We start from the raw sequence: 20,754 nt of genomic DNA on the forward strand, positions 1-20,754 counted from the left end.
CATGACGCCTGCCAGCGCCGCGCCGCGCGCCCTGCACCTGCGCATCGCCACCCCCGACGGACTGGCGGTGGACGAGGCCGGCGTGCGCGCGCTGCGCGCCGAGGACGACAGCGGCGCCTTCGGCGTGCTGCCGGAGCACGCCGACTTCCTCACCGTGCTGGTGCCCTGCGTGGTGCGCTGGCACGGCGCCGACGGCACGCATCGCTTCTGCATGGTGGAGGGCGGCATGCTGCGCGTGGACGGCGGCGCGGAAGTCGCCATCGCCACCGCCGCCGCGGTGCTGGGCGACAGCCTGGAGGCGGTGGCCGCGCGCGTGCGCGAAGCGCGCGAGCGGCGCCTGGAGGCAGCGCGCAATGCGCGCGTCGAGCAGACCCGGCTGCATGCGCGCGCGGTACGCGAGATCGTGCGCTGCCTGCGCCCGGACCTGCATGTCGACGGCATCGGGAGGCTGGAGCCATGAGCGCAACGCAGCACGATGGCGCACATGCCGCCGGTGGTCCTGGCGGTCCTGGTGACGCCGATGGCGCCGTCGATGGCGCCGTCGATGGGGGCGGCGGCAAGGGCGGCGCTCACGGCCAGGGCAAGGACAACGGCAACGGCAACGGCGGTGAACGCGTGGCGCAGCGCGCGCTGGCCCGCGCACGGCAGGCCGCGCGCGTGCCGGAGCCCTCGCTGGCCAGCCGCCTGGCCCAGATCGGCGTGCTCGGCTGGACCATCGTGCTGCCCACCGTGCTCGCGCTGGCGGCCGGCCGCTGGCTGGACCGGCGGCTGCATACCGGCGTCTTCTTTTCGGCGCCGCTGTTGATGATCGGGGCCGCCATCGGCCTCTGGTGCGCCTGGCGCTGGATGCGGCGCCACGGCGGGGAGGATGGGCAATGATCGACCTGGGCGGAGCGGCTGCCGCGCTCACCGGCGGACTGGCCGGTGGAGCGGCGGGCGCGGTGGCGGGGCTCGTGGCGGGACTGGCGGGAGGGCTGGCGCACTTCGGCAGCCTGCACGCCGTGGTGCGGCGCCTGCAGCGCGGCGCCACCGCCGGCGCGCTGGCGCTGCAGGGCGTGCGCCTGGCGCTGACCGGCGCCCTGCTGTTCGCCTGCGCCAAGGCAGGCGCGGCACCGCTGCTGGGCGCCGGCGCCGGCCTGCTGGCGGCGCGCGCCGTGGTACTGCGCCGCCTGCCCCGGCCACGCGATGGACGCGCTGCGCGCGCGGACACGCCATGACCTTGCACTCGCCGCTGCTGACCGAGCCCTTGTTCCACCTCGGGCCGGTCCCCGTCTCCGCCCCCGTGCTGATGACCTGGGCCATCATGCTGGCGCTGGGCGCGGGCGCCTGGCTGGCCACGCGCCGCCTGGCGCTGCACCCGTCGCGGCACCAGGCCGCGCTGGAACTGCTGGTGACGACGCTCGACCAGCAGATCCGCGACACCATGCAGGTGGCGCCGGAGCGCTACCGCGCCCTGCTGGGCACGCTCTTCCTCTACATCCTGCTGGCCAACTGGTCCTCGCTGCTGCCCGGCGTCGAGCCGCCCACCGCCCACCTGGAGACCGACGCCGCGCTGGCCCTGCTGGTGCTGGCCGCGACGGTGCTGCACGGCGTGCGCAGCCGCGGCCTGGCCGGCTACCTGCGCACCTTCGCCGAGCCCAGCTGGCTGATGGTGCCGCTCAACCTCGTCGAGCAGCTCACGCGCACCTTCTCGCTGGTGGTGCGCCTGTTCGGCAACGTGATGAGCGGCGTCTTCGTGGTCGGCATCGTGCTGTCGCTGGCCGGCCTGCTGGTGCCGATCCCGCTGATGGCGCTGGACCTGCTGACCGGCGCGGTGCAGGCCTACATCTTCACGGTACTGGCGATGGTCTTCATCGGCGCGGCGGTGGCCGACGCGCAGCCGGGCGCGGTCGAAGGCATGCGGCCGCGCGGGCCGGACGAGCGGCCGGCCCGGGGCGCCGCACGCGAGCCGCGGGCAGCGCTGGATCAGGACAAGGAAAAGGAGAGCGCAAGATGAACAACCTCGTGGAAGTGGTCAGCATCATCGCGGCGGCAGTGGCGGTGTCGTTCGGCGCGATCGGGCCGGCGCTGGCCGAAGGCAGGGCGGTGGCCGCCGCCATGGACGCGCTGGCGCGGCAGCCCGAAGCGGCCGGCACCATCTCGCGCACCCTCTTCGTGGGCCTGGCGATGATCGAGACCATGGCCATCTACTGCCTGGTGGTGGCGCTGCTGGTGCTGTTCGCCAACCCCTTCCTCAAGTAGGCGGGGCCCATCATGCGCATCGACTGGTGGACGCTCGGCCTGCAGGCCGTCAACGCCCTGGTGCTGGTGTGGATCCTGTCGCGCTTCCTGTTCCGGCCGGTCGCCAGGATCATCGCCGCGCGGCAGCAGGCCTGCGACGACGCACTGGCCCAGGCCCGCACGGCGCGCGACGAGGCCGGGCGCGAGCGCGAAGCCGCCGCCGCGGCGCGCGCGCAGGCCGAGGCCGAGCATGCCTCGGCGGCAGCCGGCGCCGCCGCCGAAGCGGCGCGGCTGCGCGACGCCCTGGCGCAATCGGCGCGGGCCGAGGTCCAGGCCGAGCGCGCCGCGGCCGAGGCCGACATCGCGGCCGCCCGGCGCGCCGCCGTCCAGCGCGGCGGCGAGGATGCGGCGCGCCTCGCGCTCGACATCGCCGCGCGGCTGTTCGCGCGGCTGCCGCGCGAGGCCCGCATCGGCGCCTTCATCGACGGCCTGGCCGCCGCCGTGGCCGCGCTGCCGGCCCCGGCGCGCGCCGGCCTGCTGCAGGCGGACGCCGGCCTGGTACTGGCCGCGCCCTGCGCGCTCGCGGCGGATGAACTGGCGCGCTGCGCGCAGGCACTCGGCGCGGCGCTGGGCGCGGCCCCGGTCCTGGCCACGCGCGTGGACCCCGGGCTGGTGGCCGGCCTGGCGCTGGAAAGCGACCGCCAGGTGATCGGCAACAATGTGCGCGAGGACCTGGCGCGCGTGCGCGCCGCCCTCGCCCAGGAGCACGACGATGTCCCTGCCGCCTGAACCGCCGCTGGAGGGGGCTCCCCTGCCGCCGCAGGCCGGGCCGGCTGAATCGGCGCAATCTGCACTATCTGCACCGTCGGCAGAAGCAGCGGGAGCAGCGGGAGCGGCAGACGACCGCCACCCGCCCGCCGGCGCCTGGCTGGCGCAGGCGCGCGGCGCGCTGACGCGGGCCGAGCTCGGCCCGCTGGCGCGCGAAGTAGGGCGGGTGGAACGCGCCGCCGACGGCATCGCCATGGTCGCCGGGCTGCCGCAGGCACGGCTCGACGAACTGCTGCGCTTCGATGGCGACCGCTATGGCCTGGCGCTGACCCTCGACGCGGACCGCATCGGCGCCGTGCTGCTCGACGACGACGGCTCGGTGGGCGCCGGCTGCCGCGTCAGCGCCACCGGCGAGGTGGTCAGCGTGCCGGTGGGGCCTGCCCTGCTGGGGCGGGTGGTCGATCCCCTCGGGCGGCCGCTCGACGGCCTGCCGCCGCCGGAGTGCGCGCAGCGCCTGCCGATCGAGCGCCCCGCGCCGGCCATCGTCGAGCGCGACCTGGTCAGCCAGCCGCTGGCCACCGGCATCCTGCTGGTCGACGCGCTGTTCCCGATCGGCCTCGGCCAGCGCGAACTGATCCTCGGCGACCGCGCCACCGGCAAGACCTCCATCGCCCTCGACGCCATCGTCAACCAGAAGGACAGCGGGCTCATCTGCATCTATGCCGCGGTGGGCCAGCGCGCCGGCGCCGTGGAGCGCGCCATCGAGACCGTGCGCGCGCAGGGCGCGGCCGGGCGCTGCATCTTCGTGGTGGCCTCGGCGGCGGCGGCGCCGGGCCTGCAGTGGATCGCGCCGTTTGCGGCCTTCAGCATGGGCGAGTACTTCCGCGACCGCGGCGAACATGTGCTGGTGGTGATCGACGATCTCAGCCAGCACGCCGCCACCCACCGCGAACTGGCGCTGCTGACGCGCCAGCCGCCGGGACGCGAGGCCTACCCTGGCGACATCTTCTACCTGCACGCGCGCCTGCTGGAGCGCGCCGCCAAGCTGTCGCCCGCGCTCGGCGGCGGCTCGCTGACCGCGCTGCCGATCGCGCAGACCGAGGCGGGCGACCTCTCCGCCTACATCCCCACCAACCTGATCTCGATCACCGACGGCCAGCTGGTGATGAGCAGCGAGCTGTTCGCCGCCAACCAGCGCCCGGCGGTCGACATCGGCCTCAGCGTCAGCCGCGTCGGCGGCAAGGCCCAGCCCGCCGCGCTGCGCCAGGTCTCCGGCCGCCTGCGGCTGGACTACGCGCAGTTCCAGGAACTGGAGATGTTCACGCGCTTCGGCGGCCTCACCGATGCGCGCGTCAAGGCCCGCATCGTGCGCGGCGAACGCACCCGCGCGCTGCTGCGCCAGCCCCGCTTCGCCGCGCTGGCGCCGCTGTCCCAGGTGGCGCTGCTGGCGGCGCTGGCGGCGGGCGCCTTCGACGGGCTGCCGGTCGAGGACGTGGGCCGCCTGCGTGCGCGGCTGCCCGCGTGGCTGCAGGCACATGGCGCGGCCCTGCCCGATGGCGGCCCGCTCGGCGCCGAGGCCGAGGCGTCGCTGGCGGAGGCGGTGCGGGCCTGCCTGCGCGGGATGGCGCAGGAGTCCGCTCGGGGGGCGGCACAAGCGGCGGCACAAGCGGCGGCACAAGCGGCGACACAAGCGGCGGCACAGGACACGGCGCACGAGGCGGCGCATGCCAGCGAGGCGTCCGGCACTGCCACCGCGACCGCAGCGGAGCCCGCGCCGCAGCGCGTACCGGGGTCCCCGCCATGAGCACGCGGCGCGGCGAACTCCAGGCCCGCATCGCGGGCGTGCGCCAGCTCGAGGCCGTGGTCGGCGCCGTGCGCGGCATGGCGGCCAGCCGGTCGGCCGAGGCGCGCGCCCACCTGCCCGGCGTGCACGCCTGCGCGGCCATGCTGGCGCAGGCCATCGGCGACGCGCTGGCGCTGGCCGGCGCGGCAGACCCGGCCGGTGCCGCCGCGCAGCCGCCACTGCAGGCACCGGCCGCACCAGCCACCCCGCGCGTCAGCGTGGTGATCGGCAGCGACCAGGGCTTCGTCGGCACCTTCAACGAGCGGCTGCTGGACACCGCCCAGGCCGGCGCCGGCGCCCACGGCACGGTCTACTACATCGTGGGCCAGCGCGCCGCCGCGCTGGCCGCCGAGCGCGGCCTGGCACCGGCCTGGTCGGCACCGATGGCCGCCCACCCCGGCGACGTGGCCGCGCTGGCCACACGCCTGGCGCACGCGCTCGAACCGCAGCTGGCGGCCGCCCGGCCCGCCGCGCTCAGCGCCTGGCACGCGTGCCCGCCACCGGCCACGTCGCCCATCCGCGAACTGCGCCTGCTGCCCTTCGACTACGGCCGCTTCACCCGGCCCGCCCACCGCCAGCCGCCGCTGGCCAGCCTGCCCGCGCCGCTGCTGCTGGCGCGCCTGGCCGAGTCGTATATCCACACCCAGCTGTGTGAAGCGCTGTTGCAGTCCTTCGCCGCCGAGAACGAAGCACGCATGCGCACCATGCTGTCGGCGCGCGACCACGTGCGCGCGACCCTGGCCCGGCTGGAGATGCAGGCGGGACGCGAGCGCCAGGAACAGATCACCAACGAGATCATCGAACTGGGCGCTGCCGGCGCCGGGGAGGAGGCATGAGCCCTGGGCCGCGCGGGCCGCCACCCCTGCCGCCGCGCTGCGGCCATAGGCGCGCCACCCGCGCTGCCTTGACGCAGGACAAGATGTGCACCACCGGCTGTGCCAGCATCACAGGCAACCATCACAACGCACCCGTCGCGGCCCGGCGCGCCCACCGGCTTCCGCCGCCACCCCGGGGCATCCAGGAGACCACACCATGACCCAGACCGCATCCACCCAGCCGCACGCGGCCACGCCGGGCCCCGCCAGCGCCGCTGAGATCCGCGCCGTGATCGGCCCCTTCGAGGCCGAAGTGATCGCGCAGATCCTTGCCCTCGAACCGACCCTCGATGAAGTACGGCTGGCCTACAAATGGCTGCGCTCCGACGAGCACCTGCTGCGCGGCATGGATTCGAGCCTGCTGTCCGGCCGCGCGGCCCAGGTGTTCGAGGTGCTCGACGCCGAATTTCCCGACTTCGACTCCGGCGGCCACCCGGCCTGAGCGCCAGCGGCAGGCCCGACGCAGCGCCGCGCCGCGCTCGGGCGGCGCTTGACCTGGATCGCGGCCGGTGCCGGTCACGGCGCGCGGATCAGCCGGCCTCGCCGATCACGATGGCCGGATGCGCGGCGAGAAAGCCGCCCGCGTAGGCCAGTTCGCCCGAGGCCTGCGCATGCAGCGTCAGCAGCGGCTGGCCGGCGCGCACCGTGTCGCCCAGCCGCACGTGCAGGTCGATGCCCGCGACCTGGCGCTCGGGCGCGCCGGCCAGCCTGGCGGCGCGTGCCAGCCGGCGGTTGTCGATGGTGGCCACCACGCCGTCGCGTGGCGCCGGCACATCGCGCAGGAACAGCGCGCGGCCAGGCGCGCGCAAACCGCCCTGCGCCTCGCAGATGGCCTGGAACCGGGTCCAGGCGGCACCGCCGGCCAGCAGCGCCGCGGCCAGCGCCGCCCCCTCGCCGGCGCCGCAGGCCCCGCAGAACTCCATCAGTTCGCCGGCCAGCATCAGGCTGCGCTCGCGCAGGTCGTGCGGCGCCGACGGCGCGCCCTGCAGCACCGCCAGCACGTCACGCGCCTCCAGCGCCGGCCCGATGCCGCGCCCGACCGGCTGGGTGCCGTCGGTGCGCACGATGCGCACACGCACGCCGAGGGCCTGCGCGGCAAGCGTCAGCAGACTGCGCAGGCGCTCCAGGTCGGCTTCCTCGCGCACCTTGGCGGTTGGGCCCACCGGCACGTCGATCAGCACATGGGTGGAGCCCGCGGCCACCTTTTTCGACAAGATCGACGCCACCAGCTGCGCGTCGCTGTCCAGGTCGAGCGCGCGCTCGACCTGGATCAGCATGTCGTCGGCCGGACTCAGCCCGAGCGCCCCGCCCCAGGCCAGCGACGCCCCGGCCTGCTCCACTACCTGGCGCAGCGTGGCGGCATCGAGGTCGACGCGGGTCAGCACCGCCATGGTGTCGGCGGTGCCAGCCGGCGAAGTGATCGCGCGCGAGGAGGTCTTGGGCACCAGCAGGCCGGCCGCGGCGGCGACCGCCACCACGATGGGCGAGGTGCGGTTGCCGGGCAGCCCGCCCACGCAATGCTTGTCGGCCACCACGGGCCGATTCCAGGACAGCCGCTCGCCGGTGCCGATCATGGCGCGGGTCAGGTCGATGGTCTCGCGCTCCGTCATGCGCCCGCCCGCGCAGGCGGCCAGGAAGGCGGCGATGGGCACGCCGGTGTAGCTGCCGCTGGCCACGTCCTGCATGATGGCGTCGAGCTGCGCGCCCGCGAGTTCGTTGCCGTAGACCTTGGCGCGCACCCAGCGCAGCGATTCCAGCCCGGGCGCGTGGGTGACGTAGACCAGATCCCCCGCACGCGCCTCCAGCGCGCCGCTGGCGCTGGCCGACAAAGCCGCCTCGGCGCGGCCGAGCACGCCCGAGCCGACCACGTTGACGGTGGCGATCAGCCGCCGCGCGCCGACCTGCACCTGCACGCGCGCCTGCGCGCGGAAGCCCTCGGCGCGGCACACCGCGCAGTCGCGGTGCAGGTAGATCACGTGCTCCTGCCAGGTATCGATATCCAGCGCGCGGTAGCGCAGGGGCTCCAGCACGCAGGGGCTGTCGAAGCGGACCGTGTCGTTCATGGCAGTCTCCCCGGGGCGCGCCGGCCCGGCTCAGTCATCGGCATTGCTGCGCGTGAGCAGCATGGGACCGGCCCATTCGCGCAGCACGGCGCGGGCCACGCTGCCCATCACCGCACGGCGCAGGCCGCGACGCCCATGGGTACCCATCGCGATGAGATCGGCGTGGCAGGCCTCGGCGCGTGCCACCAGCGTGCGCGCGACCTGGCCCGGCGCGACGCAGTGCTCGACCAGTGCCAGCGTATGGGCGACACCCGCCGCGCCGAGCTGGTCGCCGGTGGCACGCAGCACACCGCGTCCGAACTCGGCCATGCTGCGCCATAGCGCGTCACGGTCGAGGTAAGCCACTTCGAGCAGGGGCTCGCGGTCATCCAGCACATAGACCGCGTGCACGGTCGCGGCCATCGCGCGGGCCAGTGCCGCCGCCTCGAACGTGGCCAGGCGGGAGGCATGGCTGCCGTCCACCGCCAGGAGGATGGTTCGATACATGGGTGCTCCTTGCGCTCGCGCAGGGCGATCCGTGCCGGACGGACCGCTGCTGCCAGCCTAGCCAAGGCGCATGCCGCCACGTTGACATGGGTCAAGGGCGCCGCGCGCGGCTCGCCTAGTCTGCAGGTGTGCCGCCGCGAGGAGAACCGAGATGAAGGGCGATATCCAGCTCAAGCAGGACGTGATGGAAGAACTGGCCTGGGATCCGGCCGTCGACGCCACCGGCATCGGCGTCGAGGTGCAGGACGGCATCGTGACGCTGAGCGGCCACCTGCCGACCTTTGCCGAGAAATACGCGGCCGAGGCAGCCGCGCAGCGCGTGACCGGGCTCAAGGGCCTGGCGGTGGAGCTCGATGTGCGCCTGCCCGACGACGCCCAGCGCACCGACGCCGACATCGCGCGCGCGGCGCGCCATGTCCTCGATTGGATGAGCGGACTGCCTGCCGACCGCATCCACCTGATGGTGGAGCACGGCGCGGTCACGCTGCGCGGCGAAGTCGACTGGAACTACCAGCGGGTGGCCGCCGAACAGGCGGTGGCGGGCCTGTTCGGCGTGCGCGGCGTCAGCAACGGACTGGCGGTCCGCCCCGCCATGGCCGCCGACGACGTCAGGCAGCGCATCCGCCAGGCCATCGAACGGCAGGCCAGCGACGATGCCGGCCACGTCAGCGTGGAAGTCAGCGAAGGCGTGGTGACGCTGCGCGGCACGCTGCGCACCTGGGCCGAACGCCAGGCCGCCTTCGAGGCGGCGTGGTCGGCGCCGGGGGTGAGCGCGGTGCACAACCAGATCCAGGTCACGCTGTAAGGCCGCGGCGGCCGGTGCGGGGCGGCGCTCAGGGCGGCGCATCCCGCGCCGCCAGCTCGCTCAAGGCCAGCACTTCGCCGGCCAGTGTGGTGGCCACCGACAGCAGGCGGGACTGGAGTTCTAGCGTTCCAGCACCACGGCGCCCATCTCATCTCTTCTGCAGGGGGGACCTATGTGGACCCTGCCCTTACTCATCCTGGCGATTGCCATCGTCGTCTCCATTCCCTTGAGCCGCTACATGGCGTGGATCATGGACGGCAAGTACCGGCCGCTGCCGGGACTGCGCTGGTTCGAAGCCCGCCTGGACAGCGGTGCCCAGGACTGGAAGCAGTACACGGTGGCGCTGCTGGTGTTCAACGCCGTGCTGTTCGTGTACGGCTTCGTCGTGCTCGCACTGCAACCGGTCGCGCCGCTCAACCCGCTGGGACGCGGCATGCTGGCGCCGTCGACCATCTTCAATACGGTCATCTCGTTCATGACCAACACGAACCTGCAGCACTACTCCGGGGACCAGCACCTTTCGAACTTCAGCCAGATCTTCTTCATCCTGCCGAACATGTTCCTGGCGGATGTGCCGCGTACCGGGGCGGATGGAAAGCCGGCCACCGTGGTGGAGCCCGTGCGGGCAGGCAGCGACATCCAGTCGGTCTTCTTCGAGATGTGGCGGCAGGAACATCCCGATGCCCAGCTCGCGCCCGTGCCGGGCGACATGGTCACGGCCCCGGCCTCCGGGCTGGATCCGGACATCACCCTGGCCAATGCGCTCTTCCAGCTGGATCGCGTGGCGGCTGCATGGGCGCGCGATACGAAGCGCAATGCCGCACCGCTGCGGGCGGAGATCCTGGCGCTGCTGCAGCAGCAGGCCAGGGCGCCGCTGGGTGGACTGGCCGGAGAGCCGATGGTCAACGTGCTGGCGATCAACCTGGAACTGCGCAAGCGTTACGGTGCGCCATCCGCTTGAAATCGCCGCAGGCGGCAACGGGGCCTGATGGCCTGCGAGGCTGTCGACGATCCGAATTGGGAGCGCGAGACTGGTGCCCTGAATCACAGATTCCTTGGCTCGGCCTGCCCTAAGTCCGTCGATGGGCCGCACGACGCGTCGTCACCGATGCTCGCGAGGCTCCAGCCTTGCCGCGCTTTGTTCCTGGCCTCGCGGGTCTTCTCGACGGACTCGGTTCTTCCATGGATTTCCGACTCAGGACACTGGGCTCTGTCCACTTCCTGACGAAGGTCCCGACCTTGCGGGCAAGCGATGCCGATGCCAACCGGCTGCCTGTGAGTTTGCGTAGCGTGCCTCGACTCGCTGGAAATGCTTGATCCGGTTGGAGAGGCGCTCGACGACATCGTGACACCCGGCCCACCGGTCGCATCCGGCCCGACACACGGACGTTGGCCTGCCCCGCGATCCCATCAAAGCCCGCCGCGCAGCATTCCACCGCAGCTTCCGCAATTTCCACACCAATCGGCAGAAAGCACCTAACCCGGTACTCTCCCCCTCGCCACTAGCATGGCTCCCAAGCCTGCGGACCGCGCCGCGCCGCCCCGGCAGCCGGCCCCCGCGCGCGCGCACCGGCCCCGCGCGCTCCGCCGCCATGCCGCCATGCCCGACCTGGTGATGCCCGAGTACCGGCATCAACGGCCCGACAAGGGCAGTACTTTCGTCATCGCGGAAATCAGGTTTCCGGGGATCGGATCGAGGCGAAGCCGTTCATCGCAAGCAAGCGGATGCTTGAGCAGGACGTGAATACTAGGACGGCTCGCTCGCCGATCCGTCTCCAGAACAAGTCCGTGAATCCGGGGGGACGGTTGTCGCTGTTCCGGTACCCGGAGGATGTCGCGGTGCATGGAAGGCAGAAGCCCGGGACGCCCGACGGGCATGACAAGAACGAAGAACCATCGAAGCGGGAAGCCCGGAGGAAGCCCGGTGGTCGGACCCCGAAATAGCAAGAAGCGAGGTACTGGATGAGCACGGCAGAACAATATCTGAACTCCGACGAGATCGAAGAATTCATCCGCGAGAGCAAGATCGCCCCGCAGTGGTTCTACGGTGACGAGGGACGGGAACTGGGCATCTGCCCCTATGTGACCTTCTACGTCCACCACCAGCCCAAGGACTACATGGTGGTGGCGGACAAGTTTATCGACATCTGGGAGCGCTTCGATCGCATCGCCGACAACCCCTTCCAGAAGATGTTCAAGTCGCGCACGCAGGTTTGGCTCCAGGCCGGAGACAAGCGGTTTCCCACCGACCTGCGGGCCGAAGCCAGGCGTCTGCGGGAGGTATCCCGGCCGTTCTACTTGATGGCGACCGACATGGAATCGCCCGATGCGTCCCCCCTCTGGTCCTACTCCGCCCGGGTCCATCATGTCCCGCAGCGGTGCTACAGCACGCTGAAACTGGTGTTCCGCCATGACTGGTACGCGAACGGCAACGAGATGGCGTGGCGCGCCTTCTCGCACAGTTGCATCCGGTCGCTATGCCCCGAGCAAGCCTACATGGGCTACGAGGTAGGCAATGGCGGACTCAGCGTGATGGGGGCCTATGAATCCGACGTGCTGGAACGCATTTGTGCCGACTATTTCTACGGCTTGGACATCGATCACCCGGTCGACATGGGTTTCCACTATCACGATGCGATCAACGGGGGGCATATCAACCCATCGCGCCTTGGAGCAGGCTTACGCCCGCCCACCTGGTGCTTCATGCTGTCCCCCGTTTGGCAGCGCAAGCTTGGCAAGAGCGAGTCCGAGATCCGGGCGGAACTGGCGCACCCACGTATCCGCATCACCTCCATGCCATACCCCCGCAACGCGCTCAATCCCGATGGCGCCAACGGCCTGTGGATCGAACTCGGCGACCTGGACCTCTACCCCGTGGAAGACGGCGTTCCCGAGGTGCTGGTCAGGGCCAACCGCCTGATTCGCCCGATCCGCTGCGATAGACTGAACCTCAGTACGCTCGATCCCTGGGACGGTGACCCCAACCCGCGCTTCGACTACGGCAGCGCCTCGCGCTGGATACGCCGCTTCGACGACGACAGCAACTGGCCCGGCGCGGCCCAGCGTGCTGGCACGCCGCCGGCCCTCTCCGGGGATGCCGGGCCGCATCACACCCCCGGCTCGGTTCCCGGCCGCCAACCCTGCTTGGCGGGATAGTGGATGACACCCGCCAAGCAAGGGTGCGGCGCTATTTCCACCAAGGCGAAATCATGCGACCGTGGCCGTCGACTACGGTGACGCCGTCTGGCAGTGGGACAGCGACCAGTCAGGCCCCAGGCTCCGGTCATCCCTGCACACGTTCAAGACACCTGGCGTCGCGGTGTCGCGGCGCCGCATGAAGATCATGGCGCTATACCGTGGTCCGATCGCTCGTGGCACTCATGCCCAAACCGGAAATGCTCCCCGCGCCACGTGACTGATTGGGAGCGCGGGGAGCACCTGTTCGGGCCGGCCATGTCCCCGCCACAGCGCGCCATTCAGCCTTTGCAGCATTTTTATGCAGCAGGCGATTGGCATGACAGCCGCTTGATGCGCGGCCACCTACCATAGGTATAGGAATCACGCCGCGACCGGCTGAGGAGACATCCGTGACCATGCAGATCGAGGTCGTTGCCTATCGGGAAGGCTGGGACGTCATCTACGAAGGAGCGAGGTACGCGGAGTCACATCACGCGAGCCGCGACGATGCGGTCGTAGCCGGCATCGAGAAAGCGCGCCGCGACGGCGTCACGCTCGTCATACTGGATCGCGACGGACGGGAATGTGCGCGGACCGACTATTCGGCAGCCTCCGCGGGAGCCATGCTGCCATGAGCACTTTCGTCTCGGCTGGCGCTGGACGGCCCAGGCTTCCGGCAGTGGAATGCCCGAACACCACCCGGCCGTGTCTCGCTTCGCGCAATGTCACGATGCACATCACCATCGACGCACAGCACGCCAGGCCGCTTCGTCAGGCCTTGGTCAGGGACTGCGCGGGGCAGCCGTGGTCGATCTGCATCGCAGTCATGCCCGGTGGTGCCAGGATGCGCGTCTCCCTGACCCTTCCCAGGCTCTCCGTCGGGGATGCCCTTGCCCAGCTCAATCGCCTCACGCCGGGCGCCGAGGTCAGCCAGTATGTCGAGGTTCCTGAGAGGCCTTCCGGCGCGTGGATCGATCTGATCCATGGTACGCAGGCGCGGCCAGGTCCACGTGTCAGCGCTTCACACGCGTCGACCATCGGAAGCATCCTGTGCGAAGAGGATGTCGTGCTGGATTGTGAAGCCGCCGACCGGAGCGCACTGTTCCATCACTTGGGCACGCTTGCCAGGCAACACCATGGCTTCGACGCAGAAGCCGTGACGGCAGGGCTCATGGAGAGAGAGGCATTGGGATCGACAGGGCTCGGCCAGGGCGTGGCGGTGCCTCATGCACGAATCCGCCGCGTTCCCCGGGAACTCGCCTTCTACGTTCGCTGCGTCACACCGCTACCGTTCGATGCACCGGATGGGCTGCCCGTGAGCGACCTGATCTGCCTGCTCCTGCCGGATTGGGGCAACAACGCGCACCTGCGCTTCCTGGCCAGCGCCGCTCAGTTCTTCTGCGACCAGCGCTTTCGCAGTGCGCTGCGGCACTGCAGGGATGCGCGTTCCGTATGCCGACTGTTCTCCGGCGATCCGGCTTCGGACTCCGCTGTGCGCCGATGAACTGCCATCGCGATGCGCTTGGTGGTTGCCGGCTTGCCGGCGACCCGGAAGGAGAAAGCGACGCTCAGCGCAGCCGTGCCGGATCCTGCGCCGCCAGTTCGCTCAAGGCCAGCACTTCTCCGGCCAGCGTGGTGGCCACCGACAGCAGGTGGGTGCGGATGCCTGCCTCCGGCGCGTCGTCGTCGCTTACGTTGCCGCAATCTGAGTCGTACTCCTGGCTGGCAACCAGCAGCGCATGCAATTGAGCCGCCTTCTCGGCGGCAAGGCTCAGCGGCGTTTCCGCGGCGACTTCGGTGTTCAGGTAAAGACTGGCGCCCACCTGTTCGGCGCGAACGCCCCGGCGGCAAGGGCAGGAAGAAAATGCGGCGGCGGACGCCAGGGAGCGGGATGAACGAGGCGCCGAGGGCGGTGAACTAGACATGACATGGACTCCTGTGTGCGGTTCAGGCACTGCTTCAAAACGCCGCCAACCGGCGGCTTTCCACGCACAAGTGTTCGGGACGCCAATCCCGTTCGCCTCTGTATCGACGATGCGGACAATATAGTGCCGCCCAAGGGCCAGCGGCCGGCGACGATTCCGCATGGCGGCGCGATTTCCGCTCACCAGCTTCGCTGCCCGGCGGCAACGCATCCACGCAACGCCCGCCCGCCCCGGTTTCGGCGGACAATACCCCCTTTCCGTACCGATGCATGGATCCCAAGCCTCATGAACAGCGACGCCGCCGTCAAAGCCCTGGCCGCGCTGGCGCAGCCTTCGCGCCTGGCCATTTTCCGCCTGCTGGTCCGGGCCGGCCGTACCGGCCTCTACGCGGGGCAGATCGGGGAAGCGCTCGGCCTCCCGCCGGCTACCCTGTCCTTCCATCTCAAGGAGCTCTCGCATGCGGGGCTGATCGCGGGCCAGCAGGAAGGGCGCAATGTGCTGTACCAGGTCCAGTTCCCGCAGATGAACGACCTGATCGGCTTCCTGGTGGAGCACTGCTGCGAGGGTGACGCGCAGGGCTGCGACGTGCCCACCTCCGCCTGCGCGCCGGCAGGCCGGAAGGCCCGGGCCTAAGCCCGCCTGCGCCGCGAGGAGCCCCGGGCCCGCGCGGACAGCCAGGATGGCGGCGCGCTCAGTCAGTCGGCTGCTCGCCCGAGGACTCGATCACATTGGGATGGCCACGCCGCGCCGCTCGCGGCTCCAGCAGCCGGTGCAGCCCCAGGCCGATGGCGCCGCCCACGCACTGTGCGATGACGAAGCCCGGCACGCTGGCGGGGGCGATGCCGGCAAAGCTGTCGCTGAACATGCGGCCGAACGCGGCCGCCGGATTGGCGAACGACGTGGATGCCGTGAACCAGTAAGCCGCGCCGATATAAGCCGCCACCATGGACGAGGCTCGGCCCGCCGGCGCCCGCAGAATCACCAACAGCAGCCCCGCCGTAGCCACCGCTTCCGCGATCCATTGGCCAGGGCCACCGCGCACCTTGGTGGAGTACTGCAGGATGCTCAAGTCGAACATGGCATGGGCCAGCCAGGCGCCGAGCACCGCGCCGGCCAGTTGCGCGAGCAGATACGGCGCCAGCGCGGAGCCCGGCAGTTCGCCGCGCACGGCCATGACCGCACTGACCACAGGATTGAAGTGCGCGCCGCTGAGCGGCCCGAAGACTTCGATCAGTACGTACAGGCCAAGCACCGTGGCGCCCGTGTTGGCCAGCAGTGCGATGGCGACATTACCGCCGGCAAGCCGCTCCGCCATGATGCCCGAACCGATGACGATGGCCAGCAGCAGCGCCGTGCCCAGCGACTCCGCCAGAACCTTGTGCCGCAAGTCGACCATGGCGTTCAGCTCCGCGCAATGCGCTGCAGCGCGACCTGCAGCTCGGCGTCGCTCATCTCCTCGAGCGGCAGTTGCAACAGTTGCAGCATGCGATAGCCGATGGCCTGGCGCGTCAGCTCGAAGGCGACCCGCTTGCCGTCGTCGCCACCTTGTGCGTTCGACGGATCGGCGTAGCCCCAATGCACTTTCACGGGGCTTCCCGGCCAGTAGGGACACTGCTCCGCGGCCGCGCTGTCGCACACGGTGATGACGACCCGCATGCGCGGGGCATCATCCGCCACGAATTCATCCCAGCTCTTGCTGCGGAAACCGGCCGTTTCCACACCGGCATTCTGCAGTGCCTCGATCGCGAACGGGTTGATGCGGCCGCTCGGCGCGCTGCCAGCGCTGTACGCGCGGACGTCGCGGCCGAGCTGCTGCGCCAGATGATTGAGCATGCCCTCGCTCAGCACGCTGCGTGCCGAATTGTGGGTGCAGAGGATCAGGACGTTGGTGGTCTTGCCGCCCATGCCGGCCTCCTCAGCAGCAGGACGACTTGGACGTCACGGCCACGCCGATGGGCTTGCCCCTGGGCGCACGCGGCGCGCAGCAGGCCGATTCGGCAGCAGGGGCAGCGGCAGCAGCGGGCGCCTCGGCCGGCCGGCTTTCGCCGAAGACCGGCACGTTGCCCAGCGTGTGGAAGTGCTCCCAGGCGATGCCTTGCGGATCCGTGATCCAGTGCTTCTCGCTGCGCGCGTAGCAACAGGTGGTCTCGCCCTCGTCCAGCAGCGCCATGTCGGCCGCCTCGGCGCGCGTCTTCAGCTCCGCCAGTTCCGCCGCATCGTCGGTCTGGAAGCCCAGGTGGTCCAGGCCCGCCTGGGTACCACGCGTCGAGATGGCGAAGTTCACCCGCGGATCCTCGAGCATCCACTTGGCGTAGTCGGCTTCGACCCGCGCCGGCTCCGCCGCGAACAGCTTGGAATAGAAGGCGATGCTCTTGCCGAGGTCATCGACGTGGATGTGTACGTGAAAGCGCTTCATGGGGTTCTCCCTCAACATTCGCAGACACCGCCGGCGGCGGTGGTTTCCGGGCAGGCGTCTCCCTGGCAGCAGTTCGCCGTCAGGAAGCCCAGCAGTGAATTCATATGTTCGAACGCCGCCCGATAGATCAGGTGCCGGCCATCCCGTTGCTGCAGGACCAGGCCCGCGTGCATCAATTCCTTCAGGTGAAAGGACAAGGTGGCGCCGGGCACCTCCAGGCGCGCCGCGATCGCGCCCGGCGTCATGCCGGCGTGGCCGGCCACCACCAGCAGGCGGTAGACCTCGAGGCGCAGCCCGTGGGCCAGTGCGGCGAGGGAGCGGATGGCGTCTTGGCTTTCCATCCTTCCATACTAGTGGAAATATAGAATACAAACAAGGCCGCGTGGATTGCGAAGGGATCGCGAATGCGCCGCCGTTGACGCCATCGTTACCTCATCGCTTATGCGTGAGCGATAAACCGCCTGAAGCGCTCATGGGTGAGCGGTCAGGTGCCGCGACAGCTGTCGCACGCGCTTCCGGCTCAGGTGCACGTGGCGAGCCGTTCTCGACAGGGTTCCGCGGCGATCGGCATGCCATACACGCATCCTGCCAAGCGCCGTGCGGCGCCGCAGCGGCTTTCCCTGATCCAGGTCAAGCCGCGCCGCCGCCGCCGCGCCACACTGTGGATCAAGAGAGCGGAAACATGCCAAGCGCGCTTGCCCTCCCGCGCCAGCCCCCACCCATCACCAGGAGTCCCGCCATGCCCCAGACCATCCTCGTCGCCATCGATGACAGCAGCTGCGCCAGAAAGGCCCTGCAGCAGGCGGTATCCCTGGCCGCCTCGACCCAGGCGCGGCTGGAGATCCTGCACGTGGTGGACTACGGCTACCTGAAGTACGACCTGGGCTATGTCGACGCCGGCGCACTCGGGCCGCAACTGGTAGTGGCGGGCGAAGAACTGCTGCGCGACGCCGCGGCCGCCGCCGACGCGGCCGGCGTCTCGTGCGGCGTGCACCTGGTCAACGACGTGCTGACGCTGGGCGACATCCCGTCCGCGGTGCGGCAGGCCGCCAGCGAATGCAAGGCCGACATGATCGTGATCGGCACGCACGGGCGCCACGGCCTGCGCCGCCTGCTGCTCGGCAGCGTGGCCGAAAGCCTGGCGCGCGAGTGCGAGGTGCCCGTGCTGCTGGTGCGCGAGCCGGCCGCCGCGGCAGGCGGCCAGCAGGCCGAAGCGCGCGCCGCGGCCTGAGCCCTTCCCCTTTTTTCATTGCTCGCCGCAAGGCCGGGAGACCTACCATGTATCAACGCATCCTGCTGGCGGTGGATGGCAGCCACTGCGCCGAACTGGCCATGGAGCAGGCCATCGGCCTGGCCAAGGCCGGCGGCGGCGCCGTCCAGGCGATTTTCATCGCCGACGACATCGACATGCTGTATGACGCACGCTACTACGACCCCGGGCAGATGCGGCGGGAACTGGAGGCCTGGGGCGAGAAGGTGCTCGCCGCCACCGCCAGGCGCTGCGAGGCTGCCGGCGTGCCCTGCACGACACGCCTGGTGACCCGGCCGGCGGCGCCGGGGCATTTCGCCGATTCCATCGTCGCCGAAGCCGAGGCCTGCGGCGCCGACCTGCTGGTGCTCGGCACGCATGGCCGGCGCGGCCTGTCGCGCGCGCTGATGGGCAGCGTGGCCGAGGGCGTCGTCCGCAAGAGCCGTCTGCCGGTGCTGCTGGTGCGCAGCGATTCGCGCCAGCCGGCGGCGGCTTAGCCGGCATCCGGCACGGGACCGCTGGCGCGCACGTTCTGCGGCGGCAGTGGCTGCAGTAGGTAGAGGGAAGCTGGAGGAATCCAGCCAGCACAGCGAGCACGGCATGAACAAGCAGATTGCCTTTCCGGACGCCACGCCCGACTACTGCGCGGCCGGCCCCTGCCTGGACTGCGCGGCCACGGTCGACGGCCACCCCGCCACCTACTCGGTCACGGCCGAGGCGCTGGAAGACCACTTCGGCGCGCGCTCCCTGCGCGCCGACGACCTGCTCTGCGCCTTCCAGCACCACCGGCAGGAAATCCAGGACGTCGCGCGCGCGCTGTTCGAGATGACCGGTGCGCACCGCATCGTCCTGCACAGCGGGCACTTCCGCTTCGCCGGCTGAGGGCGGCCCGGCAAGGCGGCCGCGGCGCTCGCGGCGCGCAAGCGCGCGCGCTTGCGCGCCCGTGCGCAAACCCAGGCGCGCACAGGAGGAAACCGACATGTCCACGCAAGACCTGGGCTGCCTGGGCAGCGAACACCTGCGCCTGTTCGGTGCCGTCACGCAGTGGTTCGCGCGTTATGAACTGCTGATGCAGGAGGCCATCGCCACCTTGAGCGGCGCCGATCCGACCGCGGTGATGCTGCTCGTGCGCCGGCTCGACTTCGGCGCCCAGCGCGAGGCGCTGCTCGACCTGCTGCGCTGCCGCCACGTACCGGTGGACCGCTTCGACCGGATCCACGCCTACCTGCTGGTGCCTCATACCCATCGGCAGTTGCTGCACGACATTGCCCACGCGCGCTGGGCGCCGGGACGCCTGCCGGGCTCGCTGCAGCCCGCCTGGGTGTTCGGCCTGCCGCGCAGCATCGTGGCGCTGCACGAGGTGCCCGATGATGGCGGCGAGCCGGCGCCGGCGCGCGCCGCCGAAGAAGACGCCTACTCGCTCGACGACCTGAGCGGCATCGTCCGCACCCTGGCCACGCACCACGCGGCGCTGGCGTCCTACCTGCGCGAGATCGGCCTGGTGAAGGACCCCGGCAGCGAAGCCGCCTGAGTCCTGCACCCGTGCCACCCGGGCGGCGCCACGGAGGCCGCCGCCACGCCTACGGCCGGCCCGGCCGCAGCCGCTCGTGCTGGCGCTGGCAGGGCAGGCAGCGCCGCGCGGTCGGGCAGGCCAGCAGGCGCGGCTGCGGGATGCCCTGCCCGCAGTCCGCGCAGATGCCGTAGTCGCCCGCCGCCAGCCGCGCCCGCGCCGCGGCAATCTCCGCCAGCTCGCGGCGCGCGTGCGCCTGCGCCGCCTCGCTCACTTGCGCCGAGGCGGCGCGGCCGGCCAGGTCCTTGTAGTCGACCTGGTCGGTCTGGTCGGTCTGGTCGGTCGGCTCGATCCGGTCGACCTGGTCGGCCGGACCGGCCGCCGCTTCCACCGGGACCGCGCCGGCCCCGGCTCCGCCGCACTGCGCCAGCGCACGCTGCTCGGCCTGGTCCAGGCGCGTCGCCACCTCTCCCCGCCATCCCTTGCACAGGGCACCGCACGTGCCCGTGCAGGCCCTGCCTTCCGCTGTTGTCATCGTGCCCCCTCGCCTGTCCGGCTGCCTCGTCGATGGCGGACCGCGCGCGGCATCCGCCCTGTCTCCGATTGTCTCCGCGCGCGCCACCGCGGCCTTGCGCCAGGTCAAAGCCGGTCGCGGCGCGCCGCCTATATTGCGAACAGGCCCGGCCAACGCAGAGGAAGGACGACATGAAGACGGATGCCCAGCTCCACCAGGATGTCAGCGCCGAACTCGAATGGGAGCCGGCGGTGCACGCCGCCGCCATCGGCGTCGAGGTCAACGACGGCATCGTGACGCTCAGCGGCCACCTGCGCAGCCACGCGGAGAAGCTGGCGGCGGAACGCGCCGCCGAGCGCGTCGCGGGCGTACGCGGTGTGGTGGTGCAGCTCGAAGTGCGCCCGGGCGAAGCGATCGGCGACGAAGCGCTGGCCCAGGCCGCGCACGCGGCGCTGCAGTGGCAGGCCAACCTGCCCGCCGGCGCCATCAAGGTGCGCGTCGAGAAGGGCTGGATCACGCTGAGCGGCGAGGTCGAGTGGGGCTACCAGCGCGCCCTGGCCGAACGCACCGTGAGCCATCTGCGCGGCGTCACCGGCCTGCACAACTACCTGACCGTCCAGTCGCGCATGACGCCGCCCGACGTCGCCCGCCGCATCGAGGCCGCCCTGTGCCGCCACGCCCAGCGCGAGGCCCGCCACATCGATGTGCGCGTGGAGCATGGCGTGGTCACCCTCAGCGGGCAGGTGGATTCCCTGGCCGAGCGCGACGCCACGGTCGGCGCCGCCTGGTCCGCGCCGGGGGTGGTCAACGTGATCGATGAACTGCGCGTGAACGGCGCGCCGGCGGCGCACCGCTGAATCCGTCGCGCATCTGCAAGGCGGCGTTGCGCCGCCTGTCTTCCCA

The 20,754-nt window shown here is 71.2% G+C and carries 26 protein-coding genes and 1 pseudogene; 19 read left to right on the top strand and 8 right to left on the bottom strand.

Translation table 11 applies throughout. The features are described from left to right. The first annotated feature begins 1 nt into the window (after position 1). From BKK80_RS33715 to BKK80_RS33755, 8 genes and pseudogenes are all read left to right on the top strand, one after another. Positions 2 to 460 carry a F0F1 ATP synthase subunit epsilon gene (locus tag BKK80_RS33715; protein ID WP_071022048.1) on the top strand — a complete coding sequence of 153 codons (459 nt, stop codon included), beginning with the start codon at positions 2 to 4 and terminating at the stop codon, positions 458 to 460. Further along, positions 457 to 879, top strand: coding sequence for an AtpZ/AtpI family protein (locus BKK80_RS36010; RefSeq protein WP_084545865.1), 423 nt, complete (start codon positions 457 to 459; stop codon positions 877 to 879). The genes BKK80_RS33715 and BKK80_RS36010 overlap by 4 nt, the downstream gene beginning before the upstream one ends. Then, positions 876 to 1,217 (top strand): N-ATPase subunit AtpR, encoded by a 342-nt coding sequence (locus BKK80_RS33725; RefSeq protein WP_083384353.1) that lies wholly within the window; start codon positions 876 to 878, stop codon positions 1,215 to 1,217. The genes BKK80_RS36010 and BKK80_RS33725 overlap by 4 nt, the downstream gene beginning before the upstream one ends. Further along, positions 1,214 to 1,996, top strand: a complete 783-nt coding sequence (locus BKK80_RS33730) for a F0F1 ATP synthase subunit A (RefSeq protein WP_083384352.1) — start codon at positions 1,214 to 1,216, stop codon at positions 1,994 to 1,996. The genes BKK80_RS33725 and BKK80_RS33730 overlap by 4 nt, the downstream gene beginning before the upstream one ends. Further along, on the top strand, positions 1,993 to 2,241 hold the full coding sequence (locus BKK80_RS33735; RefSeq protein ID WP_071017853.1) for a F0F1 ATP synthase subunit C: 249 nt from the start codon (positions 1,993 to 1,995) through the stop codon (positions 2,239 to 2,241). The genes BKK80_RS33730 and BKK80_RS33735 overlap by 4 nt, the downstream gene beginning before the upstream one ends. Positions 2,242 to 2,253: 12 nt before the next feature. Continuing rightward, positions 2,254 to 3,009: a F0F1 ATP synthase subunit B family protein gene (locus BKK80_RS33740; RefSeq protein WP_071039115.1), complete on the top strand. Its 756-nt coding sequence runs from the start codon at positions 2,254 to 2,256 to the stop codon at positions 3,007 to 3,009. 22 nt (positions 3,010 to 3,031) lie between these two features. Continuing rightward, positions 3,032 to 5,667, top strand: a pseudogene (locus tag BKK80_RS38065) (F0F1 ATP synthase subunit alpha). Positions 5,668 to 5,863: 196 nt separating this feature from the next. Beyond that, complete coding sequence (locus tag BKK80_RS33755) at positions 5,864 to 6,148, top strand: hypothetical protein (RefSeq protein WP_071017847.1); 285 nt, start codon at positions 5,864 to 5,866, stop codon at positions 6,146 to 6,148. An 88-nt stretch (positions 6,149 to 6,236) separates the two neighbouring features. On the opposite strand, the gene BKK80_RS33760 is transcribed toward BKK80_RS33755, so the two are convergent. Together BKK80_RS33760 and BKK80_RS33765 are read right to left on the bottom strand one after the other, a co-directional pair. Beyond that, the gene (locus BKK80_RS33760) at positions 6,237 to 7,769 is read right to left on the bottom strand and encodes a thymidine phosphorylase family protein (protein WP_071073010.1); all 1,533 of its coding nucleotides are present in this window, start codon (positions 7,767 to 7,769) and stop codon (positions 6,237 to 6,239) included. 30 nt (positions 7,770 to 7,799) lie between these two features. Then, positions 7,800 to 8,255 carry a universal stress protein gene (locus BKK80_RS33765; RefSeq protein WP_071017844.1) on the bottom strand — a complete coding sequence of 152 codons (456 nt, stop codon included), beginning with the start codon at positions 8,253 to 8,255 and terminating at the stop codon, positions 7,800 to 7,802. A 151-nt stretch (positions 8,256 to 8,406) separates the two neighbouring features. Here BKK80_RS33765 and BKK80_RS33770 point away from each other — a divergent pair, with 151 nt between their 5' ends. The 5 genes from BKK80_RS33770 (at position 8,407) to BKK80_RS33790 (ending at position 13,741) form a co-directional block, all read left to right on the top strand. Further along, positions 8,407 to 9,060, top strand: coding sequence for a BON domain-containing protein (locus tag BKK80_RS33770; protein ID WP_071017842.1), 654 nt, complete (start codon positions 8,407 to 8,409; stop codon positions 9,058 to 9,060). A 172-nt stretch (positions 9,061 to 9,232) separates the two neighbouring features. Then, positions 9,233 to 10,021 carry a potassium-transporting ATPase subunit KdpA gene (locus BKK80_RS37660; protein WP_084545867.1) on the top strand — a complete coding sequence of 263 codons (789 nt, stop codon included), beginning with the start codon at positions 9,233 to 9,235 and terminating at the stop codon, positions 10,019 to 10,021. 1,001 nt (positions 10,022 to 11,022) lie between these two features. After that, complete coding sequence (locus BKK80_RS33780) at positions 11,023 to 12,216, top strand: type VI immunity family protein (RefSeq protein ID WP_071073012.1); 1,194 nt, start codon at positions 11,023 to 11,025, stop codon at positions 12,214 to 12,216. A 437-nt stretch (positions 12,217 to 12,653) separates the two neighbouring features. Further along, positions 12,654 to 12,872 carry a DUF2188 domain-containing protein gene (locus BKK80_RS33785; protein WP_071073014.1) on the top strand — a complete coding sequence of 73 codons (219 nt, stop codon included), beginning with the start codon at positions 12,654 to 12,656 and terminating at the stop codon, positions 12,870 to 12,872. A gap of 95 nt (positions 12,873 to 12,967) precedes the next feature. Next, positions 12,968 to 13,741, top strand: coding sequence for a PTS sugar transporter subunit IIA (locus tag BKK80_RS33790; RefSeq protein WP_071073016.1), 774 nt, complete (start codon positions 12,968 to 12,970; stop codon positions 13,739 to 13,741). 64 nt (positions 13,742 to 13,805) lie between these two features. On the opposite strand, the gene BKK80_RS33795 is transcribed toward BKK80_RS33790, so the two are convergent. Next, positions 13,806 to 14,060: a hypothetical protein gene (locus BKK80_RS33795; RefSeq protein WP_236903882.1), complete on the bottom strand. Its 255-nt coding sequence runs from the start codon at positions 14,058 to 14,060 to the stop codon at positions 13,806 to 13,808. Between the two features lie 387 nt (positions 14,061 to 14,447). Here BKK80_RS33795 and BKK80_RS33800 point away from each other — a divergent pair, with 387 nt between their 5' ends. Then, positions 14,448 to 14,795 carry an ArsR/SmtB family transcription factor gene (locus BKK80_RS33800; RefSeq protein ID WP_071017840.1) on the top strand — a complete coding sequence of 116 codons (348 nt, stop codon included), beginning with the start codon at positions 14,448 to 14,450 and terminating at the stop codon, positions 14,793 to 14,795. Between the two features lie 58 nt (positions 14,796 to 14,853). Here BKK80_RS33800 and BKK80_RS33805 read toward each other — a convergent pair whose 3' ends face one another. Genes BKK80_RS33805 through BKK80_RS33820 form a run of 4 tightly spaced genes read right to left on the bottom strand, consistent with a single transcriptional unit; the run spans position 14,854 to position 16,919 of the window. Further along, a complete protein-coding gene (locus tag BKK80_RS33805; RefSeq protein ID WP_071017838.1) occupies positions 14,854 to 15,558 on the bottom strand; it encodes an aquaporin in 705 nt (234 codons plus the stop codon). Positions 15,559 to 15,563: 5 nt separating this feature from the next. Beyond that, the gene (locus BKK80_RS33810; RefSeq protein WP_071073018.1) at positions 15,564 to 16,067 is read right to left on the bottom strand and encodes an arsenate reductase ArsC; all 504 of its coding nucleotides are present in this window, start codon (positions 16,065 to 16,067) and stop codon (positions 15,564 to 15,566) included. 10 nt (positions 16,068 to 16,077) lie between these two features. Further along, positions 16,078 to 16,578, bottom strand: a complete 501-nt coding sequence (locus tag BKK80_RS33815; protein WP_071073020.1) for an ArsI/CadI family heavy metal resistance metalloenzyme — start codon at positions 16,576 to 16,578, stop codon at positions 16,078 to 16,080. A gap of 11 nt (positions 16,579 to 16,589) precedes the next feature. Then, positions 16,590 to 16,919 carry an ArsR/SmtB family transcription factor gene (locus BKK80_RS33820; protein ID WP_071073022.1) on the bottom strand — a complete coding sequence of 110 codons (330 nt, stop codon included), beginning with the start codon at positions 16,917 to 16,919 and terminating at the stop codon, positions 16,590 to 16,592. A 398-nt stretch (positions 16,920 to 17,317) separates the two neighbouring features. On the opposite strand from BKK80_RS33820, the gene BKK80_RS33825 reads away from it, so the two are divergent. The 4 genes from BKK80_RS33825 to BKK80_RS33840 all read left to right on the top strand — a co-directional run bounded on the left by BKK80_RS33825 (position 17,318) and on the right by BKK80_RS33840 (position 19,358). Next, positions 17,318 to 17,809 carry a universal stress protein gene (locus tag BKK80_RS33825; protein ID WP_071017825.1) on the top strand — a complete coding sequence of 164 codons (492 nt, stop codon included), beginning with the start codon at positions 17,318 to 17,320 and terminating at the stop codon, positions 17,807 to 17,809. 47 nt (positions 17,810 to 17,856) lie between these two features. Then, entirely contained in the window at positions 17,857 to 18,324 is a 468-nt protein-coding gene (locus BKK80_RS33830) for a universal stress protein (protein WP_071017824.1), read from the top strand. Positions 18,325 to 18,427: 103 nt separating this feature from the next. Further along, positions 18,428 to 18,709: a DUF1488 family protein gene (locus BKK80_RS33835; RefSeq protein ID WP_071017822.1), complete on the top strand. Its 282-nt coding sequence runs from the start codon at positions 18,428 to 18,430 to the stop codon at positions 18,707 to 18,709. A gap of 97 nt (positions 18,710 to 18,806) precedes the next feature. Continuing rightward, entirely contained in the window at positions 18,807 to 19,358 is a 552-nt protein-coding gene (locus BKK80_RS33840; RefSeq protein WP_071017820.1) for a hypothetical protein, read from the top strand. A gap of 49 nt (positions 19,359 to 19,407) precedes the next feature. Here BKK80_RS33840 and BKK80_RS37275 read toward each other — a convergent pair whose 3' ends face one another. Continuing rightward, positions 19,408 to 19,803 (bottom strand): TraR/DksA family transcriptional regulator, encoded by a 396-nt coding sequence (locus BKK80_RS37275; protein ID WP_236903883.1) that lies wholly within the window; start codon positions 19,801 to 19,803, stop codon positions 19,408 to 19,410. A 239-nt stretch (positions 19,804 to 20,042) separates the two neighbouring features. On the opposite strand from BKK80_RS37275, the gene BKK80_RS33850 reads away from it, so the two are divergent. Next, positions 20,043 to 20,708 (top strand): BON domain-containing protein, encoded by a 666-nt coding sequence (locus BKK80_RS33850; RefSeq protein ID WP_071017818.1) that lies wholly within the window; start codon positions 20,043 to 20,045, stop codon positions 20,706 to 20,708. The last annotated feature ends 46 nt before the right edge of the window (positions 20,709 to 20,754 follow it).

This window comes from Cupriavidus malaysiensis (assembly GCF_001854325.1).
Taxonomy (GTDB): Bacteria; Pseudomonadota; Gammaproteobacteria; order Burkholderiales; family Burkholderiaceae; genus Cupriavidus; species Cupriavidus malaysiensis.

Bases quoted from the DNA above. Each gene is read 5' to 3' on its own strand.
- BKK80_RS33735 (WP_071017853.1), top strand. From the start codon at position 1,993: ATGAACAACCTCGTGGAAGTGGTCAGCATCATCGCGGCGGCAGTGGCG.
- BKK80_RS33810 (WP_071073018.1), bottom strand. From the start codon at position 16,067: ATGGGCGGCAAGACCACCAACGTCCTGATCCTCTGCACCCACAATTCG.
- BKK80_RS33740 (WP_071039115.1), top strand. From the start codon at position 2,254: ATGCGCATCGACTGGTGGACGCTCGGCCTGCAGGCCGTCAACGCCCTG.
- BKK80_RS33755 (WP_071017847.1), top strand. From the start codon at position 5,864: ATGACCCAGACCGCATCCACCCAGCCGCACGCGGCCACGCCGGGCCCC.
- BKK80_RS33835 (WP_071017822.1), top strand. From the start codon at position 18,428: ATGAACAAGCAGATTGCCTTTCCGGACGCCACGCCCGACTACTGCGCG.
- BKK80_RS33725 (WP_083384353.1), top strand. From the start codon at position 876: ATGATCGACCTGGGCGGAGCGGCTGCCGCGCTCACCGGCGGACTGGCC.
- BKK80_RS33730 (WP_083384352.1), top strand. From the start codon at position 1,214: ATGACCTTGCACTCGCCGCTGCTGACCGAGCCCTTGTTCCACCTCGGG.
- BKK80_RS37660 (WP_084545867.1), top strand. From the start codon at position 9,233: ATGTGGACCCTGCCCTTACTCATCCTGGCGATTGCCATCGTCGTCTCC.
- BKK80_RS33830 (WP_071017824.1), top strand. From the start codon at position 17,857: ATGTATCAACGCATCCTGCTGGCGGTGGATGGCAGCCACTGCGCCGAA.
- BKK80_RS33825 (WP_071017825.1), top strand. From the start codon at position 17,318: ATGCCCCAGACCATCCTCGTCGCCATCGATGACAGCAGCTGCGCCAGA.
- BKK80_RS33765 (WP_071017844.1), bottom strand. From the start codon at position 8,255: ATGTATCGAACCATCCTCCTGGCGGTGGACGGCAGCCATGCCTCCCGC.
- BKK80_RS33840 (WP_071017820.1), top strand. From the start codon at position 18,807: ATGTCCACGCAAGACCTGGGCTGCCTGGGCAGCGAACACCTGCGCCTG.
- BKK80_RS33785 (WP_071073014.1), top strand. From the start codon at position 12,654: ATGCAGATCGAGGTCGTTGCCTATCGGGAAGGCTGGGACGTCATCTAC.
- BKK80_RS33780 (WP_071073012.1), top strand. From the start codon at position 11,023: ATGAGCACGGCAGAACAATATCTGAACTCCGACGAGATCGAAGAATTC.
- BKK80_RS33800 (WP_071017840.1), top strand. From the start codon at position 14,448: ATGAACAGCGACGCCGCCGTCAAAGCCCTGGCCGCGCTGGCGCAGCCT.
- BKK80_RS33820 (WP_071073022.1), bottom strand. From the start codon at position 16,919: ATGGAAAGCCAAGACGCCATCCGCTCCCTCGCCGCACTGGCCCACGGG.
- BKK80_RS33805 (WP_071017838.1), bottom strand. From the start codon at position 15,558: ATGGTCGACTTGCGGCACAAGGTTCTGGCGGAGTCGCTGGGCACGGCG.
- BKK80_RS36010 (WP_084545865.1), top strand. From the start codon at position 457: ATGAGCGCAACGCAGCACGATGGCGCACATGCCGCCGGTGGTCCTGGC.
- BKK80_RS33815 (WP_071073020.1), bottom strand. From the start codon at position 16,578: ATGAAGCGCTTTCACGTACACATCCACGTCGATGACCTCGGCAAGAGC.
- BKK80_RS33790 (WP_071073016.1), top strand. From the start codon at position 12,968: ATGCACATCACCATCGACGCACAGCACGCCAGGCCGCTTCGTCAGGCC.
- BKK80_RS33850 (WP_071017818.1), top strand. From the start codon at position 20,043: ATGAAGACGGATGCCCAGCTCCACCAGGATGTCAGCGCCGAACTCGAA.
- BKK80_RS33760 (WP_071073010.1), bottom strand. From the start codon at position 7,769: ATGAACGACACGGTCCGCTTCGACAGCCCCTGCGTGCTGGAGCCCCTG.
- BKK80_RS33770 (WP_071017842.1), top strand. From the start codon at position 8,407: ATGAAGGGCGATATCCAGCTCAAGCAGGACGTGATGGAAGAACTGGCC.
- BKK80_RS33715 (WP_071022048.1), top strand. From the start codon at position 2: ATGACGCCTGCCAGCGCCGCGCCGCGCGCCCTGCACCTGCGCATCGCC.